2 protein-coding genes are annotated in these 20,587 nt (G+C 40.2%); both read left to right on the forward strand.

Annotation, left to right across the window (positions count from 1 at the left end; genetic code table 11):
- Positions 1-43: 43 nt before the first annotated feature.
- Positions 44-20,092 carry a polymorphic toxin-type HINT domain-containing protein gene (locus AC2G3J_RS04255; RefSeq protein ID WP_483770697.1) on the forward strand — a complete coding sequence of 6,683 codons (20,049 nt, stop codon included), beginning with the start codon at positions 44-46 and terminating at the stop codon, positions 20,090-20,092.
- Entirely contained in the window at positions 20,089-20,544 is a 456-nt protein-coding gene (locus AC2G3J_RS04260) for a hypothetical protein (RefSeq protein WP_419359826.1), read from the forward strand. Before AC2G3J_RS04255 ends, AC2G3J_RS04260 begins: the two co-directional genes overlap by 4 nt.
- The last annotated feature ends 43 nt before the right edge of the window (positions 20,545-20,587 follow it).

The raw sequence follows: 20,587 nt of genomic DNA on the forward strand, positions 1-20,587 counted from the left end.
CATTCAATCTTGAAAAAATATTAAAACATTTAGGTAAAACATTATGAATAAGAATCGTTATCGCGTTATTTTTAGCCAAGCACGTGGCATGTTTATTGCGGTTGCTGAGATTGTAAAAAGCCGTACCAAAACAGCGGGGCAATCACATGCTGTTGGTGAAATCGAGATAGAGGATGTCACGGGAGCATCTTCAATCACTTATAAAAAACTCAATCCTGTTAATTTTGCTGTGGTGAGCCTATTGGGTGCAGCAATTTACACCTTGCCGATGGCGACGATTGCTGAAAGTCAAATTGTGGCAGATCGATCAGCACCAAACTCACAACAAGCCACCATTCTCAACAGCAGCAATGGCTTGACCCAAGTCAATATTCAAACCCCAAGTGCCGGTGGTGTTTCTCGCAATACCTATAGCCAGTTTGATGTGGGGCAGGAAGGTGCGATTCTAAATAACGCACGAAATAATACCCAAACCCAATTGGGTGGATGGGTACAAGGCAATCCATGGCTCGCCAAAGGTGAAGCCAAGGTAATCCTGAATGAAGTGAACAGCAGTAATCCGAGTCAATTAAAGGGCTATTTGGAGGTTGCGGGTAAACAAGCGCAAGTGGTGATTGCCAATCCATCTGGTTTGGTCTGTGATGGCTGTGGGGTGATTAACGCAGATCGTTTTACCTTAACCACGGGTCAAGCAGTAATGCATCAAGGTTATCTTGATTCATTCCGAGTACGTGAAGGGCAAGTTACGATTGAAGGGAAAGGCTTAAATGGAAGCTTAACCCCTTATACCGATATTTATGCACGTGCTTTAAATGTCAATGCGGGTCTATATGCCAATGAGCTAAAAACCGTGTTGGGTCAAAACGACATCAATGTTCAAGATCCAAACTCAGCAAAAATTAGTGCAACAACAAGTACCCCATCTTCACCTACACCGAGCTTTGCGCTTGATGTTGGAAAATTAGGTGGGATGTATGCTGGAAAAATCTATTTGGTCGGTACTGAAAAAGGTTTAGGAGTGCGTAATGCCGGGTCACTCAATGCTTTGAGCGGTCAAATGCATTTAAATGCCAATGGTGACTTAATCAATACAGGCAATATGATCGCCAATAAAGATCAATTGCAATTAAATGCAGAAAATATTAAAAATACAGGAAATATCAGTAGTGCTACCTCACAAGTTAAAGTAGATAGCCAAAATTTGGATAACTCAGGTTTAATCAGCAGTGCAGATGAACTGTATTTAAACCAACAAAAAACTTTAACCAATGCAGGAATATTAAACACGGCACGTATTGTGCTGGATGCCGAGAGCTTAAAAAACAGTGGCTCAATTGAGCAGACTGGGGCGCAATCACTAGATTTAATCTCAGGCTCAATAAGTAATACTGGCGGCAGAATTGGTCTTGCTAAAAATTCAGCAACCTCAGGTGACACTGATGTTAATAATCAAGGAAGTGCAGGTGAAACAAGTGGTTCAGGTTCAACTGCAGTAAAACCAAACAATCCGGCTCAAGATGGTGGCAGTGTTGAGATTGCCAAGGACAGTTCTACGACAAATGTTCCAAAAGACTATGATAAGGGTTATATCCATGTCAAGGAACAGTTGAATAATGATCAAGGCGCGATTATTGCCCGTGGTGTAATTGATTTGGATACAAATAATATTTTGGCGAATCAAGAGGGTAAGCTGAATCTAGGTCATATTAAAGTTCAGGGCGAAAACTTTAATAATGATCAAGGTCAATTAACAGTTCAACAGGCAGATATTCTCAGCACAATCTTGAGTAATCAATCAGGTCAGATTGCAGTCAATAAAAGCTTAAAGGTTCAATCAACAAGTGCGAATAATAACAAAGGCACCATTCAAGCTGTTGAGCAAGTTGATATTAATATCACCGACTCGTTAAATAATAGCGAAGGAAAAATTGCGAGCGGACAACAGCTGAGTATTCAGGCAGGACAAGTTAATAATCAATCTGGCCTACTCTATTCTGAGCAACAAGATATTGGTCTAGACGTTCAACAAGCATTAGATAACACATCAGGTATTATTCAAGCGAAAACCCAGCTGAATCTGAATAGCCAAAACTTAAATAACAACTCAGGTCAAATTCTAGCTGAAAATGTTCAGCAAAAACATGGTTCAGTCGATAATACTCTAGGATCCATTGTTGCAAAACAAAACCTAATCAGTAGTGCCATTCAATTTGATAATAATCAGGGACAGATTCAAGCTAATAATATTGAATTTGAACATAAACAATTGAATAACAGTGGCAGTATTTATGCTGATCAAAATCTGAATATCATAGGGCAAAACTTACAAAATACCGGATCTTTGAGCGCAGGACAGGAAATTCAGCTCAAGAGCGAAACCTTGCAACATCAACAGTCTGGTTTAATCGCAGCAGGGTTGGACCGTCAAGGTAAACTAGGTACAACAGGCAATCTTAAGATTATTGCAGATCAGGTGGAGCTACATGGACAAAGCTTTGCAGGTGAAAATCTTAATGTGCAAAGTCAAAATCACATCGATGCGAGTAAAGGGCAACTTCAATCCAAAAATATTGAATTAAATAGTCAGTTAGGCAATATCTCGACGCATTCAGCTCAGATGATTGCAGAACACTTATCATTGAATAGTCATGATGTTATTAATAATCAGCAAGGTACTTTAAGTGCTAAAGACCTTAAGCTAAATGCCAATAGTTTAGATAATAGTCAAGGTCATATCTTACACACTGGAACTGATCTGTTGGATTTGAATTTTAGTCAGACCCTAAATAACCAGTCAGGTGAGATTCGTAGTAATGCAACACAGGTCAATCTCAATACGACATCATTAAATAATACTGCAGGTCAACTTATCCATGCAGGAACAGGACAACTCGATATTCAGGTTGATCAGTTACAGGGTAATCAAGGAAAAATACTCAGTAATGGTCAATTACAATTACAAGCAGGAATTCTTGATTTAAGTCAGGGTGTAACTTCAGCTGAACACATTATCCTGAAAGCGAATCAATTAAATCATCAGCAAGGACAGCTTATCCAGCGTGGTAAGCAGAGCCCTCTGACTTTAGCGATACAGCAACAACTGAATAATCAGTTGGGTTTTATCCAAAGCCAGACAGTATTAAATATGGATACGGGGGCCTTAAATAATCAGGGTGGAACACTTAGTACAGCACAGGGACAGGATCTGAACCTTAAGGTCAAAGGGCTTTTAGACAATAGTCATTCAGGTAAAATTTATGTAGGTAATAATGCCAATATTCAGGCAGGTTCGATTGATAACCATACGCAAGGTCAAATCAATGTTCAACAAAATCTTAAATTAAATAGCCAGTTACAGGTTAACAATCAAACTGGACAAATTGCAGCAAATGCCGATGTTCAAATTCAATCTCAGGGTATTGATAATAGTGAAGGTCAAATCAGTTCTGTACAGGGTAGATTAGAGTTAGATGCCGGTACAGGATTACTGAGTAACCAATCAGGATCACTGCAATCAGCGAAAGACATTGAGATCAAAGCAGAGCGCTTACATAGCCAGTCGGGTTTAATCAATGCGCAAGGCTCGATACAAGCACAAATTCAACAAGAGATTGATAACAATGCAGGACAGATCATTGCAAATCAATCAGTGCAGCTCAACAGTCAGGGCTTAAATAATAATGCGGGTCAAATCGGCAGTGTTGAAAGCACACTGAAGGTAGATGCTGGTCAAGGTGTAATCAGCAACCAACAAGGCAAACTGCAGTCTAAACAAGACCTGAGTTTGAATGCACAAGGGATTGATAACCAGTCAGGTTTAATCGCGACCCAAGGCCATCTTGAATTACAACAACACTGGTTAAAAAATAATAAAGGGCAAGTGATCTCAGGTGAAAGCCTGAATTTAACAGGCCAAGATTTAAATAATCAGGGTGGATTACTGCAAAGTGGTCGAGACTTAAGTTTTAAACTGATTGGCAAACTAGACAATAGCCAATCAGGGCAGCTGATTAGTGGCGGTCATACGCAGATTGATGCACAGCAATTAGAGAATGGCCAGCAGGGTTTAATCAATGCACAAGGCAGCTTGAGCATTAGGACTCAGCAAGGCGTCAATAACAATGCAGGTATCATTGCAGCCAACAAGTTTGTCGAAATTCAGAGTCAAGGACTAGATAATAGCCAAGGCCAACTTGGCAGTGTCAAAGAACAGGTGACGATCAACACAGGCAAGGGCGCACTGCTTAACCAATCTGGTACGCTACAGTCGACAGGTGATTTAAACGTACAGAGTACGGGGCTGAACAACAATAAAGGTACACTGAATAGTTTAGGCAAAGTCGACTTAGTCAGTGATGGTGATCTCAGTAATGATGGTGGTCAAATTGCTTCAAATGGTCAGTTAGAGATTACAGCAAATGACTTAAGTAACCAGTCAGGATTGATCCAGACAGGCGAGAAGTCGAATCTAAATCTTAAGTTGGGTGGCGCATTAAGCAACCAGACAGGTCAAATCCACAGTGGTGCAGACCAGCAGATTACAGCGCAAAGTGTTGATAACAGTGCACAAGGTCAAATGACTGCACAGGGACAGCTTAACATTCAGAGCCAAGCTGAGATTAATAACCAGACGGGTAAACTGATCGCCAATGGATTATTACAGGTTAAAGGCGAAGGGCTTAACAATACCCAAGGACAGATCGGCAGCTTACAAGATCAGGTGGTAGTTCAAGCTGGACAAGACGCATTGACCAATCAGTCGGGTACAATCCAAGCGAAGAAAGACTTAAGTGTTACAGCACAAAGTATAGATAACCAGTCTGGTCAAATGAACAGTCAGGGACACTTACAACTGACTAGCCAACAGGCGATCAATAACCTAGAAGGTTTAATTGCAGCGGATTTGGGGTTAAAACTCAACAGCCAAGGTTTAAATAACAACCGAGGTCAGATCGGAAGTGCGCAGGGTGATGTTGATCTGAATGCAGGCAATGGCTTATTGAGCAATCAGGCAGGCGTGGTGTTGTCAGGCAAAGCGTTAACGCTCAATGCAGGCCAAGTCGATAACAGCAACAAGGGACAGATCAATAGCCAAGCAGATTTAGCGATCAGCACGGTAAAAGAGATCAATAACCAAAGTGGTGTAATTGCTTCAAACCAACAACTGAGCTTAAAGAGTCAGGGACTCAATAACAATGCAGGACAGATCGGCAGTATTCATGCAGGCGTTGTAGTCGATAGTGGTTCAGGAGTTGTTGATAACAATTCTGGTGTGATACAGGCACAGAATGATATCCAGCTTAAGGCTCAACAACTCAATAGTCATTTGGGTAAGATCAGTTCAGAAAAAGCCATTGAACTGAATATAGATCAAGCTATAGACAACAGTGCGGGTCAGATTGTTGCCAACGATGCGATTGCTATTCAAAGTCAGGGACTGAACAATGATCAAGGTCAAATTGCCAGTATCAAAGCGCAATTAAGTATTAATGCAGGTACAGGATTGCTGAGTAACCAATCAGGATCACTGCAATCAGCGAAAGACATCGAGATCAAAGCAGAGCGCTTACATAGTCAGTCGGGTTTAATCAATGCGCAAGGCTCGATACAAGCACAGATTCAACAAGAGATTGATAACAATGCGGGACAGATCATTGCAAATCAATCGGTGCAGCTTAATAGTCAGGGCTTAAATAATAATGCTGGTCAAATCGGTAGTGTTGAAAGCACACTGAAGGTAGATGCTGGTCAAGGTGTAATCAGCAACCAACAAGGCAAACTGCAGTCTAAACAAGACCTGAGTTTGAATGCACAAGGGATTGATAACCAGTCAGGTTTAATCGCGACCCAAGGCCATCTTGAATTACAACAACACTGGTTAAAAAATAATAAAGGGCAAGTGATCTCAGGTGAAAGCCTGAATTTAACAGGCCAAGATTTAAATAATCAGGGTGGATTACTGCAAAGTGGTCGAGACTTAAGTTTTAAACTGATTGGAAAATTGGACAATAGCCAATCAGGGCAGCTGATCAGTGGTGGTGACACGCAGATTGATGCCCAGCAACTAGAGAATAGCCAGCAGGGTTTAATCAATGCGCAAGGCAGCTTGAGCATTAGGACTCAGCAAGACGTCAATAACAATGCGGGTATCATTGCCGCCAACAAGTTTGTCGAAATTCAGAGTCAAGGATTAGACAATAGCCAAGGCCAACTTGGCAGTGTCAAAGAACAGGTGACGATCAGCACAGGCAAGGGCGCACTGCTTAACCAATCTGGTACGCTACAATCGACAGGTGATTTAAACGTACAGAGTACGGGGCTGAACAACAATAAAGGAACACTGAATAGTTTAGGCAAAGTCAGCTTAGTGAGTGATGGTGATCTCAGTAATGATGGCGGTCAAATTGCTTCAAATGGTCAATTAGAGATTACAGCAAATGACTTAAGTAACCAGACAGGATTGATCCAGACAGGAGAGGAGTCGAATCTAAGTCTTAAGTTGGGTGGCGCATTAAGCAACCAGACCGGTCAAATCCATAGTGGAGCAGACCAGCAGATCACAGCGCAAAGTGTTGATAACAGTGCACAAGGTCAAATTACCGCACAGGGACAGCTTAACATTCAGAGCCAAGCTGAGATTAATAATCAGACGGGTCAACTGATCGCCAATGGATTATTACAGGTGAAAGGCGAAGGGCTCAACAATACCCAAGGACAGATCGGCAGCTTACAAGATCAGGTGATTGTTCAAGCTGGACAAGGTGCCTTGACCAATCAGTCGGGTACAATCCAAGCGAAGAAAGACTTGAGTGTTACAGCACAAAGTGTAGATAACCAGTCTGGGCAAATGAACAGTCAGGGACACTTACAACTGACTAGCCAACAGGCGATCAACAACCTAGAAGGTTTAATTGCAGCGGATTTGGGGTTAAAACTCAACAGCCAAGGTTTAAATAACAACCGAGGTCAGATCGGAAGTGCACAGGGTGATGTTGCTCTGAATGCAGGCAATGGCTTATTGAGCAATCAGGCAGGCGTGGTGTTGTCAGGCAAAGCGTTAACGCTCAATGCAGGCCAAGTCGATAACAGCAACAAGGGACAGATCAACAGCCAAGCAGATTTAGCGATCAGCACGGTAAAAGAGATCAATAACCAAAGTGGTGTAATTGCTTCAAACCAACAACTGAGCTTAAAGAGTCAGGGATTGAATAACAATGCAGGACAGATCGGCAGTATTCATGCAGGCGTTGTAGTCGATAGTGGTTCAGGAGTTGTTGATAACAATTCTGGTGTGATACAGGCACAGAATGATATCCAGCTTAAGGCTCAAGAATTAAATAGCCATTTGGGTAAGATCAGTTCAGAGAAGAGTATTGAACTCAGCATTGACCAAGCTATAGACAACAGTGCGGGTCAGATTGTTGCTAATGATGCGGTGACCATTCAAAGTCATGGATTGAACAATGACCAAGGTCAAATTGCCAGTATCAAAGAACACTTGACCATTGATGCAGGCACAGGATTACTGAGTAACCAATCGGGATCACTGCAATCAGCGAAAGACATTGCGATCAAAGCAGAGCGCTTACATAGCCAGTCAGGCTTAATCAATGCGCAAGGATCGATACAAGCACAGATTCAACAAGAGATTGATAACAATGCAGGACAGATCATTGCAAATCAATCAGTGCAGCTCAACAGTCAGGGCTTAAATAATAATGCGGGTCAAATCGGCAGTGTTGAAAGCACACTGAAGGTAGATGCTGGTCAAGGTGTAATTAGCAACCAGCAAGGCAAACTGCAGTCTAAACAAGACCTGAGTGTGAAGGCACAAGGGATTGATAACCAGTCAGGTTTAATCGCGACCCAAGGCCATCTTGAATTACAACAACACTGGTTAAACAATCATAAAGGGCAAGTGATCTCAGGTGAAAGCCTGAATTTAACAGGCCAAGATTTAAATAATCAGGGTGGATTACTGCAAAGCGGTCGAGACTTAAGTTTTAAACTGATTGGCAAACTAGACAATAGCCAATCAGGGCAGCTGATTAGTGGCGGTGACACGCAGATAGATGCCCAGCAATTAGAGAATAGCCAGCAGGGTTTAATCAATGCGCAAGGCAGCTTGAGCATTAGGACTCAGCAAGACGTCAATAACAATGCGGGTATCATTGCCGCCAACAAGTTTGTCGAAATTCAGAGTCAAGGATTAGACAATAGCCAAGGCCAACTTGGCAGTGTCAAAGAACAGGTGACGATCAACACAGGCAAGGGCGCATTGCTTAACCAATCTGGTACGCTACAATCGACAGGTGATTTAAACGTACAGAGTACGGGGCTGAACAACAATAAAGGAACATTGAATAGTTTAGGCAAAGTCAGCTTAGTGAGTGATGGTGATCTCAGTAATGATGGCGGTCAAATTGCTTCAAATGGTCAATTAGAGATTACAGCAAATGACTTAAGTAACCAGTCAGGATTGATCCAGACAGGAGAGGAGTCGAATCTAAGTCTTAAGTTGGGTGGCGCATTAATCAACCAGACCGGTCAAATTCACAGTGGAGCAGACCAGCAGATCACAGCGCAAAGTGTTGATAACAGTGCACAAGGTCAAATTACCGCACAGGGACAGCTTAACATTCAGAGCCAAGCTGAGATTAATAACCAGACGGGTCAACTGATCGCCAATGGATTATTACAGGTGAAAGGCGAAGGGCTCAACAATACTCAAGGACAGATCGGCAGCTTACAAGATCAGGTGATTGTTCAAGCTGGACAAGGTGCCTTGACCAATCAGTCGGGTACAATCCAAGCGAAGAAAGACTTGAGTGTTACAGCACAAAGTGTAGATAACCAGTCTGGGCAAATGAACAGTCAGGGACACTTACAACTGACTAGCCAACAGGCGATCAACAACCTAGAAGGTTTAATTGCAGCGGATTTGGGGTTAAAACTCAACAGCCAAGGTTTAAATAACAACCGAGGTCAGATCGGAAGTGCACAGGGTGATGTTGCTCTGAATGCAGGCAATGGCTTATTGAGCAATCAGGCAGGCGTGGTATTGTCAGGCAAAGCGTTAACGCTCAATGCAGGCCAAGTCGATAACAGCAACAAGGGACAGATCAACAGCCAAGCAGATTTAGCGATCAGCACGGTAAAAGAGATCAATAACCAAAGTGGTGTAATTGCTTCAAACCAACAACTGAGCTTAAAGAGTCAGGGATTGAATAACAATGCAGGACAGATCGGCAGTATTCATGCAGGCGTTGTAGTCGATAGTGGTTCAGGAGTTGTTGATAACAATTCTGGTGTGATACAGGCACAGAATGATATCCAGCTTAAGGCTCAAGAATTAAATAGCCATTTGGGTAAGATCAGTTCAGAGAAGAGTATTGAACTCAGCATTGACCAAGGCATAGACAACAGTGCGGGTCAGATTGTTGCTAATGATGCGGTGACCATTCAAAGTCATGGACTGAACAATGACCAAGGTCAAATTGCCAGTATCAAAGAACACTTGACCATTGATGCAGGTACAGGATTACTGAGTAATCAATCGGGATCACTACAATCAGCGAAAGACATTGCGATCAAAGCAGAACGCTTACATAGTCAGTCAGGTTTAATCAATGCGCAAGGATCGATACAAGCACAGATTCAACAAGAGATTGATAACAATGCAGGACAGATCATTGCAAATCAATCGGTGCAGCTTAATAGTCAGGGCTTAAATAATAATGCGGGTCAAATCGGCAGTGTTGAAAGCACACTGAAGGTAGATGCTGGTCAAGGTGTAATTAGCAACCAACAAGGCAAACTGCAGTCTAAACAAGACCTGAGTGTGAAGGCACAAGGGATTGATAACCAGTCAGGTTTAATCGCGACCCAAGAGAATCTGGTCTTAGAACAACACTGGTTAAACAATCATAAAGGGCAAGTGATCTCAGGTGAAAGCCTGAATTTAACAGGTCAAGATTTCAATAATCAGGGTGGATTACTGCAAAGTGGTCGAGACTTAAGTTTTAAACTGATTGGCAAATTGGACAATAGCCAATCAGGGCAATTGATCAGTGGTGGTGACACGCAGATTGATGCCCAGCAATTAGAGAATAGCCAGCAGGGTTTAATCAGTACTCAGGGTGATCTTCGTATTACCAGTGTGCAAGACATAAACAATGCAGCAGGCATCATGGTTGCGAAACAAAATATAAATTTAAGTAGTCAAGGTTTAAACAATAATAACGGTCAGATTGGTACTGAACAGGGAGATTTGAAGATTCAGACTGGTCAGAAAGGCCTAGACAACCTTACAGGACAAATTCAGTCAGCTAAGACACTTAATATCAGCAGTAGTGGTCTAACGAACAGCGGTGTAATTAGTGCATTAAATACACTCAATATTGATAGTCAGGGTGATCTTCATAATGATGGCGGTCAAATTGCTTCAAATGGTCAGTTAGAGATTACAGCAAATGACTTAAGTAACCAGTCAGGATTGATCCAGACAGGAGAGAAGTCGAATCTAAATCTTAAGTTGGGTGGCGCATTAAGCAACCAGACAGGTCAAATCCACAGTGGAGCAGACCAGCAGATTACAGCGCAAAGTATTGATAACAGTGCACAAGGTCAAATTAGCGCACAGGGACAGCTTAACATTCAGAGCCAAGCTGAGATTAATAACCAGACAGGTCAACTGATCGCCAATGGATTATTACAGGTTAAAGGCGAAGGGCTCAACAATACTCAAGGACAGATCGGCAGCTTACAAGATCAGGTGATTGTTCAAGCTGGACAAGGTGCCTTGACCAATCAGTCGGGTACAATCCAAGCGAAGAAAGACTTGAGTGTTACAGCACAAAGTGTAGATAACCAGTCTGGTCAAATGAACAGTCAGGGACACTTACAACTGACTAGCCAACAGGCGATCAACAACCTAGAAGGTTTAATTGCAGCGGATTTGGGGTTAAAACTCAACAGCCAAGGTTTAAATAACAACCGAGGTCAGATCGGAAGTGCACAGGGTGATGTTGCTCTGAATGCAGGCAATGGCTTATTGAGCAATCAGGCAGGCGTGGTGTTGTCAGGCAAAGCGTTAACGCTCAATGCAGGCCAAGTCGATAACAGCAACAAGGGACAGATCAACAGCCAAGCAGATTTAGCGATCAGCACGGTAAAAGAGATCAATAACCAAAGTGGTGTAATTGCTTCAAACCAACAACTGAGCTTAAAGAGTCAGGGACTCAATAACAATGCAGGACAGATCGGCAGTGTTCAAGGACAGATTCAACTGGATGCAGGACAATTACGTCTTGAAAATCAACAAGGGCTAATCCAAGCTGGTCAAGGGATCAATATTGTCGCGAATGGTGTCAATAACGCTCAGGGGCAAATCAATAGTAAAAATTTACTACAACTCAATAGCCAAGGGCAGCTACTGGATAACAGTCAGGGAACGTTAAGTTCTGAAAGTATTAAAATTGACTCTGGACGATTAAACAATAATCAAGGGTTGATTCAGGCTCAGCAAACCATCCAGATTGATACTCACAATCAGGATCTTGTAAACACCAATAGTGGTCAACAAGGAGGCATACTGAGTCAAGGTGATATACAACTAAGTAATGTTAAAACGTTGAATAATTCACAGGGATATCTTGCAAGTGCTAAAGAGCTAGGTATCCAAGTCAATCAAGTATTGAATCAACAAGGCACAATACTCGCAGGGAAACAATTAAATATTTGGGGAACAGGACAAAACCAACTACTGGATAATCAGTCTGGGCAATTGTTGTCTATGGCGGGAATGACACTCAATATTGATCGAATTAATAACAATGGTAAGTTAAAGCCGAGTGATGCTGATAGTCATATCATGGCAGTAGGTGACTTAAATATCACTACACAACAATTGGATAATCAAAATACCCTGACAACCAGTCCAACTGACACATCAATTCAGGGGATTGATGCAAATAATTTAAATATCACGACTAATATTTTAAATAACCAAACAGGTGCTATCCGTAGTAGTGGTAACCAAAATCTGAATATTCGTCAAATATTGAATAATCAGTCAGGTCAAATCAGCAGTGAAAAACAACTGATCATTGTGGGCGATCAACTGGAAATTAATAACTTAAAAGGGCAAATTTTATCAGGCACTGGACTGAATTTGACAGCGAAATCCCTTTCAGGGGGTGGCAAAGTTTTAAGTTTGGGCGATGCTCAAGTGAACTTAAAAGAGAGCTATACTCATAGTGTAGGTGCTCAATTACAAGCCAATCAAAACTTAAGTCTGATTACTCAAGGCAATGTGATTAACTATGGAACGATCAATTCAGGTAATCGACTGGATATAAATGCCGTCAATATTGGCAATATGGTTGATGCTAAAATTGAAAGTCATGAAACCCGATTGACTGCACAAAATGAGTTGAATAATACCGGATTGATCAATGGTGATTATACTCGCCTACAAGCGAATACACTCAACAATCAAGGTACGGGACGTATTTATGGAACAACGCTTGCGATCAATGCAAATACTTTAAATAATCAACCTAATAGTGCTGGTGTTGCGCCAGTGATTGCCTCTCGTGGAGATATGCATCTAGGTGTTCAAGTTTTGAATAACTTGGCAAACACAGCTGACTATGCAAGCCAATCACTGATTTTTAGTGCTGGTAACTTATATCTCGGTGGTGGATTAGATACCAATGACAAGACTGTTGGGCAAGCTTTAGTAATCAATAATGAAAGTGCGACCATTGAATCCTTAGGCAATATGCGTTTGTCAGCGAAGCAAATCAACAATATTAATAAGAACTTTAAGACCCAACTGGTTGAAATTGAGCGCAAGGATAATCTTGAAAAATTTTATCAGGGTGATTGGAAAACATTTGATGGGGTACTTATTGCAAGAAAAGATAAAAAGGAAGATTGGGCCAAATATACTTATAGCCAAGTGACTTCTGAGACGCGAGTCATGGAATCCGCACCTGGTCAAATTAAAGCGGGTGGTGCTTTAAATCTCGATGGTGCTCAAGTCCTCAATGATAAAAGCCAAATCTTGGCAGGTGGCGTGCTTTCTAATTTGGGCGGTAGTATCACATCTGGTGATCTTGAGGATACTAAAGGTATTAGAAAGGTTGTAGCAACTGGTACACAGCGTTTATCTGAAATTGTATATAACAGTTGGGGGAAGAAGAAGCGTAAAACCAAAAATAAATCTTTTACAAATACTCAAACAGATACATTTGATTTAGCGGTCAGTCAAGCTTTGGGCAACCAGAAGCTAAACCAAAATCAAATTGTGACAACTTTGGTATCTAATAATCAAAGTGGAGATAAAACTCAATCAAGTCAAACTCAGCAGACCAATCTAAATGGATTAAAAGAGACTCATAATTCAACCCAAATTGAGCAAGCTCAAAACTCTCAAGGCGAGAATTTAACTGTAAAACAAGCTGAGAATATATCAAACAGCACACAATCTCAAACAGGACAGCAAAACCAATCATCATTGCAGTCTAAAGATTTGGATTTAAATGTGTCAGGGTCACAAGTCACGGTATCAAAGGTTGAACATGCCAATGCGCAAAATTTGACTACTGGTCAGGCATCTGATATCACCAATAGCATTCAAACTCAGAAGGGTCAAGGGGCTCAAGTTTCATTACAATCAAAAGATTTGGATGTAAATGCTTCAGGGGTAAATGTCAATATATTGCAAGCTGAGCAGGTCAATGGCAAAAACCTAACAACGGGTCATTCAGCTGATTTAACGAATACAATCCAAACTCAGGCAGGTCAACTCAATCAGCCATCACAACAATCAAAAGATTTAAATGCAAATCTGCTTGATGAAAATGTAAGTTTATCAAAAGCAGGACAAGTGAATGATCGAAACCAGCAGCTTAATGATACAAAGCAAGTCAATAATAGTAGTCAATTGAATGATTTACAGAAAAATTTATCTTCATTACAGTCTAAAGATTTAAATATTTCTGTAGGGCAAACATCGCAAAAACAAGGTGATGCTGCTGGTCAAGCACAAGCTAATAATTTTACTCAACAGGCCAATGCACCTAGTGAAGCCGATGAATCAACACAATATGAAATAAGAACGCTACAATCCACTGAGATAAAAGTTCCAAATAGCGCTTTATATCGTGTCAATGCAAACAGTAAAGCAGGATATCTTGTTGAAACAGATCCGAGCTTTACCAATTATAAAACTTGGTTATCTTCTGACTATATGTTGGATGCACTTGGATTAGACCCAGCTTTGCAACAAAAGCGCCTAGCTGATGGCCTATATGAACAACGTTTAGTGCAAGATCAGATTGCGAACTTAACCGGTTATCGCTTCTTAGAAGGTTATGCCAATGATGATGAGCAATATAAAGCACTCATGAATAATGGGGTAAGTTTCGCTAAGTTGTATGGTCTACGCCCTGGTATTGCATTAACTGCTGCTCAAACTGCGCAGTTGACCAGTGATATTGTTTGGCTCGTTGAACAAACTGTGATCTTACCAAATGGCACAAAGACTCAAGCCCTTGTTCCACAAGTATATGTTAAAGCACGAGTCGGTGACTTAAAAGGAGATGGTACCTTACTTTCTGGTGATGCCATTCAGTTTAAGTTAGATGGTGATTTGATCAATGGCGCAACGATTGCTGGACGCCAAGCAGTGCAAATTACTGCTGATAATATGCAAAATTTAAATGGACGTATTCATGGTAATCAAGTTGCTATAGAAACCAAAAAAGATTTGAACAATATCGGTGGTCAAATTAGTGCCAACGAATCTATGGCGTTGAAGGTTGGCGGGAATTTGAATATTGAATCAACTACGCTTTCAACCGAATCGAAAGTTGGTGGTTTTAGTTCATCACAAACCAATATCGATCGCGTGGCGGGAATTTATGTCGGTTCAGGCAGTCAGAACAAGATTGACCCAAGCCAAACTACATTACTGATAAATGTCGCGGGAAATACCAACTTAAAAGCTGCGCAAATCAATAATAGTCAAGGTACGACCATCTTCAATACTTTGGGTAATCTTGATATTGGAACAGTAACCACAAGTAAAACAGAACAATTGAAAATTGATTCAAAAAGTGGTTACCAGTATAAAAAGCAACTGGACATAGGCAGTCAAATCAGCAGCGAAGGGTCGTTACTCATAAATGCCCAAAATATTAGTGGTAAAGCGGTTGACCTGAACAGCAAACAAGGCAGTATTCAACTTTCTGCCCAAAACAATATTTTACTTGAGAATGGGTTAGACCTGAGTTCTATGTCTAGCCAATTTCATTCAAAAGGTTCATTTGGTAGTAAGAAATCATCAACTTATGATGAGAATACAACCATTTCAATCGCCAATCAGCTAAATGCTGGGAAAAATATTATTTTAAATAGCCAACAAGGCAATATCACTGCGACACATTTACAAGTAGGTGCTGGTGATAGTATCCAGATTCAAGCTTTACAAGGTAATGTCAACCTACTCTCAACAATCAATGAAAAGAGCGTAAGCGAAACATCTTCAAAATCTAACTTTGCGACCTATAACAATCGTCAAAAGGGTTATATTGATCAAGAAGTTTCCCAAACCCAGTTGGTTGCTGGAAAAAATATTGATATCAATGCAGCTAAAAATATAGAGTTACAAGCCAACGATATCACGGCTGGGCAAAGTATTTTTGTAGGCAATACTTTGATGCAACGTCAAGTCGATGGGACATTGAAATCTGCTGACGGTTCATTGATGCCTGAAAATGTAAAACTGACTACGCTGGAAACACAAGATCAGCAGTGGGATGAACAACAGAAAGGTTATCGTGGCGTTGTTAAAGAGTTAATGAAAGTCACCGAAGTTGGTCTGGCTGGCGTTCAATCTTTATTCCCTGGCGTTAAAGTAGATACCAAACTTACAGTGGGTGAGTCCAACAGCAAACGTGAAGAGCAAATTAAGCAAACGGGTACAAATTTAACAGCGAACAATGTTTATGTTGGATCATCAGGTCAAACTACACTCACCAGTGCTGATATTACTGCAAAGAATACGATACTTTCAGGTCAAAAGGTGACATTGAATGCGGCCGAAGAGCAAAACATTTCAGTCACTTCACATAGTAAGGAAACCATTGAAGGCTTAGGTGTTAAGCTCAACAAAGATAGCGTGCGTTTAGGTGGTTTTGTTTCAGAAGATACTACGCAAAGTACTAAAACTACTGAAATAACCCATAAAGCAGGTTCAATCCAGACTGAAAACCTTAAAATACAAGGTGCTGAAGGGGTGGACATACTCGGTCAAAATATCAAAGCGACAGGTGATACTGTTATTGATCATGGTCGAGGTGATTTAAATATTGGTGGTTATGAAAATAAAACCACGATTGAAGATAAGACCAAAAAGGAAACGATTAGTGCAGAAGTTGGTGTGCGAAATGCATACTTGGATGCCGCGCTTGCAGTAGGTGCGGTCAAGGATGCAGCCGAGTCCGTCAAACAAGCCAAAGATCAATACAGTCAGGCACAGCGTGACTATGCATCAGGTAAAATCACCAAAGAAGCACTGGACGATACCAAAGCCAATGTTGCAATGGCAACCGCCAATCTTGCCAATGCACAGATTGCGATAGGTTCGGCAGCAGCAACCGCAGCTGCAAGTTCAGCAACTTACGGCTTTACCATTGGTGCAAACGGTGAACGTATCGAAACCACCACCACCACAAATACCACCCAAGGCAAATGGCAAGGTAGTAATCTTGATCTAAACAACCTCACGCTTAAATCTGAAAAACAGGATGTGAATGTACAAGGCAGTCGCTTAACCGCAACTGGAACGACCACATTCGATGGAACGAAAGACTTAAATGTAAGTGCTGGGAAAGAACAGAGTCAACAAAATACCAGCAGTAAAACCAACAACCAAAGTGTGAGTTACACTTATGGCGGTGGTGGTAGCGTATCGGTGGGCAAGCAAACATCGAAATCACATGATGAAAGTCTGACAAATGTAAATAGTACGGTTGATCTCAACACAGTATCTGGATCTTTAAATAAGTTAAATATCCAAGGTGGAGTAGTCAGTATTGCAGATCGTGGCGATATAAAAGTCAATCAAATCCATGTTGAAAGTTTACAAGATACAGCAACAGGCAACAGTAGCAGTAAAGGTGGTTCTGTTGGTGTAGGCATTGGTTCAGGTGGTGGCAATGTCACGGCAAGTTATAATCAAGCCAAAGGTCAAAACGATAAAGCTTGGGTGAATGAAACCAGCAAATTGCTTATCGGCAATGCTCAAAATGATGCAGACCTCGATGCGATGGGTGTGCAAAAGGTGAGTAATATTGGTGGTGTGATTGCCAATGCAAATAAGAATGCTGATGGAACTTTAATAGATCATGGCAAACTGAATTATACAGGGGCACTTGAGCTTAAAGATATTCAAGATCATAGTTCTGACAGTAATCGAGGATTCAATGTATCGACCAGTGTGGGTACATCGATCAAAGGAGAGAGTAAGGAGAGTTCATTCCATCCAAGTGGTAGTACAACGGTTGGCTTGCAAAGTACCGGGAATGAAAAAGAGCAGTTAACTAAAGCGACAATGGGTCAAGGCACAGTGAAAAATAGCACTGAGCTGACCAACCGTGATATTAATAATACTCAAGAAATCACCCGAGACCAAGTGACAGGTTTATTAAATGGTTCAGTGACTGTAGACAATCGTTTATTGACAGAGAGTGGACGTGCTCAGATTATTCAAGAGCAGAAGGATTTACCGCAGAACAGTAAAATTATTGCAGGTTCAACAGCGACAGGCGGGTTAATTTTAGGCTCTGGTATTGTTGGGTTGTTGGATGAAAAAGGTTCAGTACAAGATGCAACAACATTAACTAAAAATAATGCGAACGTAGCGTATGATGCTGAAATGGCTGCTAACTTACAGCTCATCCAAGATGGAATATCCAATAATATTGTGGATAACCAAAAACTGATCAATGAATATAATGATCAGTTGACCAAAGGAACATCTATAAAAAATACAGATGTTAGTTTGGTCGAAAGTTTATTCAATGAAAATTATTTAAAAGCGGATGCAACGACCAATATCACCAATAAAACAGATATTTATCTTGATAAGGACGCTCAGAAAAATACTGTAAATCTGGTGACACATGAAGATGCGCATCAGTTTGGTTTTGGAGAGAAATCATCAGAAGCTTTAGGTTGGATGGGAGAAGCTGCATTTAATGTCAATAGTTGGGTAAATTCATCAAATATTGATACTGCTAAAACCCAAATTCAGAATATTCCAAAAGTTGAAGTTGCAGGTATTAATGATGCTCAAACACAACTGAATTTATTAAAAGCTAATACTGAAAAATACGAGTCGCAGATAGCAAATAATGATGAATTTGATGAGCATTTGACGAATAAAAGATTTGTAGATTTACAGAAGTATTTGGAAATTTGCAAATCATCGCCAAACGCAAATGGGTGTAGTCAAGCAGATAAAAATAAACTTGTTGCTAAGATAAAGCAAATAAGTGCTGATAATTTATCAGTATATAAATCCTGCAAAGCATCTGGTCAATCTGCCTGTATGGAGAAAAATGTACAACAAATTTGGGCAGCTGAACAATTTGATGATAATAAGTTAAAACAATTATTAGGATCAACGAATGTTGGACTCGCCTCTAATTATGATGTTAAAGCAGCAGATCCTCAATTGTTTAAGCAATTAGAGTTTTTGCAGTATGCTCAAAAAAATTGCCAAGGTATGAGCTATGGTGACTGTGGTACAAAATATACAGTTAGTCATCGCAGTGCTGCGGAAAATATATTAATTCCTGCAAAATCTAAAGTATTGGATTATATCGTTGGAGAAAAACCAAGATCTGGGGCGAGTTACTATCTTGCTGGTATAGGCTATGTCGCTACAGAAATTCTATTTCCAGAGAGTGGGACAGATGTAGCACTAATGGCAATTGGTGGAGCTGCGACTAAAGGTGCAAAACTGGCAAGTGCTGAAGCTAAAGCAGGAGAAAATTTAGCAAGTATAACTGAGAGTCAATATAAGCACTTAACTTGTTCATTCCGGGGAGATATGCAAGTTAAAACAAACCATGGATATACGCCAATACAGCAAATTTCTGTTGGGGATTGGGTGTATTCATTAAACGAAACTACTGGAAACGGCAGTTATAAGCAGGTTCTTGCACAATACAGTAACCCTTATAAAGAGACAGTATATGTCACAGTTAGGAGTAAAACTGGTCAAGAGCAAACAATAGTTTCTAATAAAATTCATCCTTATTTTACAGTTCCATATAATGATGTACCGCAATCATCTGAAGGACATGTATACCATGGAGTTGTAAACGGTGGAAAATGGGTAGATGCATCAAATTTAAAGGCAGGTTATAAGTTATTAGTAAGTAATAACGAATGGTATGAAGTTATATCAGTTGATGTTAAATCTGAAGCATTACAAGCGTATAATTTAACTGTTGATACAAATCATACTTATTTTATTAAAGGTTTGAATGTTAATCTTGATGGAGTTTGGGTTCATAATAATTGTGATAGAACTAAGCCACCAGCAGGGCAACAAGTAAGTGGTGGAAATCCATCTGTTAAAAATGATCCATATCATCCAGATACAGTAAATAATAGACAGTTAACCGTTGAACAAAAACAAGCTTGGATGGACTCATTACCTAAGACAATCGAAAATCAACCAATTATGGTGAATGATCGTATAGTAAGAACAAATGTTAATCTTGAGCCAACATTACAACGAATATTAAATAATCAACCGAGTTCAGCTTTGAAGGACGGGAAGGTTTACGGAAATGGAACAAATCCAAAATTACCAAATGGACCAACTTATACAGAATGGGTAGTTCCTACTCAAGGTGTAAATGGGCGTGGTCCACAACGGATTGTAGTAGGCAGTGATGGGTCAATGTGGTACTCACCGAATCATTATGGTGATATTAGACCAGATATGAGCAGACCAATATCACAAACAAATAAACCATACGGAATTACGTGGAGGAAATTGAAATGAGTAGCCCAAAATTATATGCCTTTTTTTGTGCTGAAGAATGTAAAAAAAATGAAGAGCTAATTTTAAAGATTGATAATAATCTTAAAACAATTTATGAAGTTTATTCGTATTTTTCAATTAATATATATAATAAATATAAATATATAAACTCAATACTACCTGAGAATAAATTATTTTTTGGTGCTAGTCCTGATGGTTTTTCAGATTGTTTAACTGAATTTTTAGATCAAAATGTAAATTTATTACGTATTGAAATAATAGATAAAGGTGCTGAAATTTCAGAAAATGAAATTTATGTATTCTTGCATGGTCTTTTAGCTAATATATTAAATCATGATTATGATTCAAAATTAAGGATTTTTGTTTCAAAAGAAATATTAAATATATATCTAAAAGAATCTAGGCGATTACTTGATTTAGATACACATCCAGATGATTTTGTTATTTATTAAATTTCTCCTCTTATGCTTTTTTAGTAAAATTTAGATGAATATA

It is taken from the genome of Acinetobacter legionensis (genome assembly GCF_057165765.1).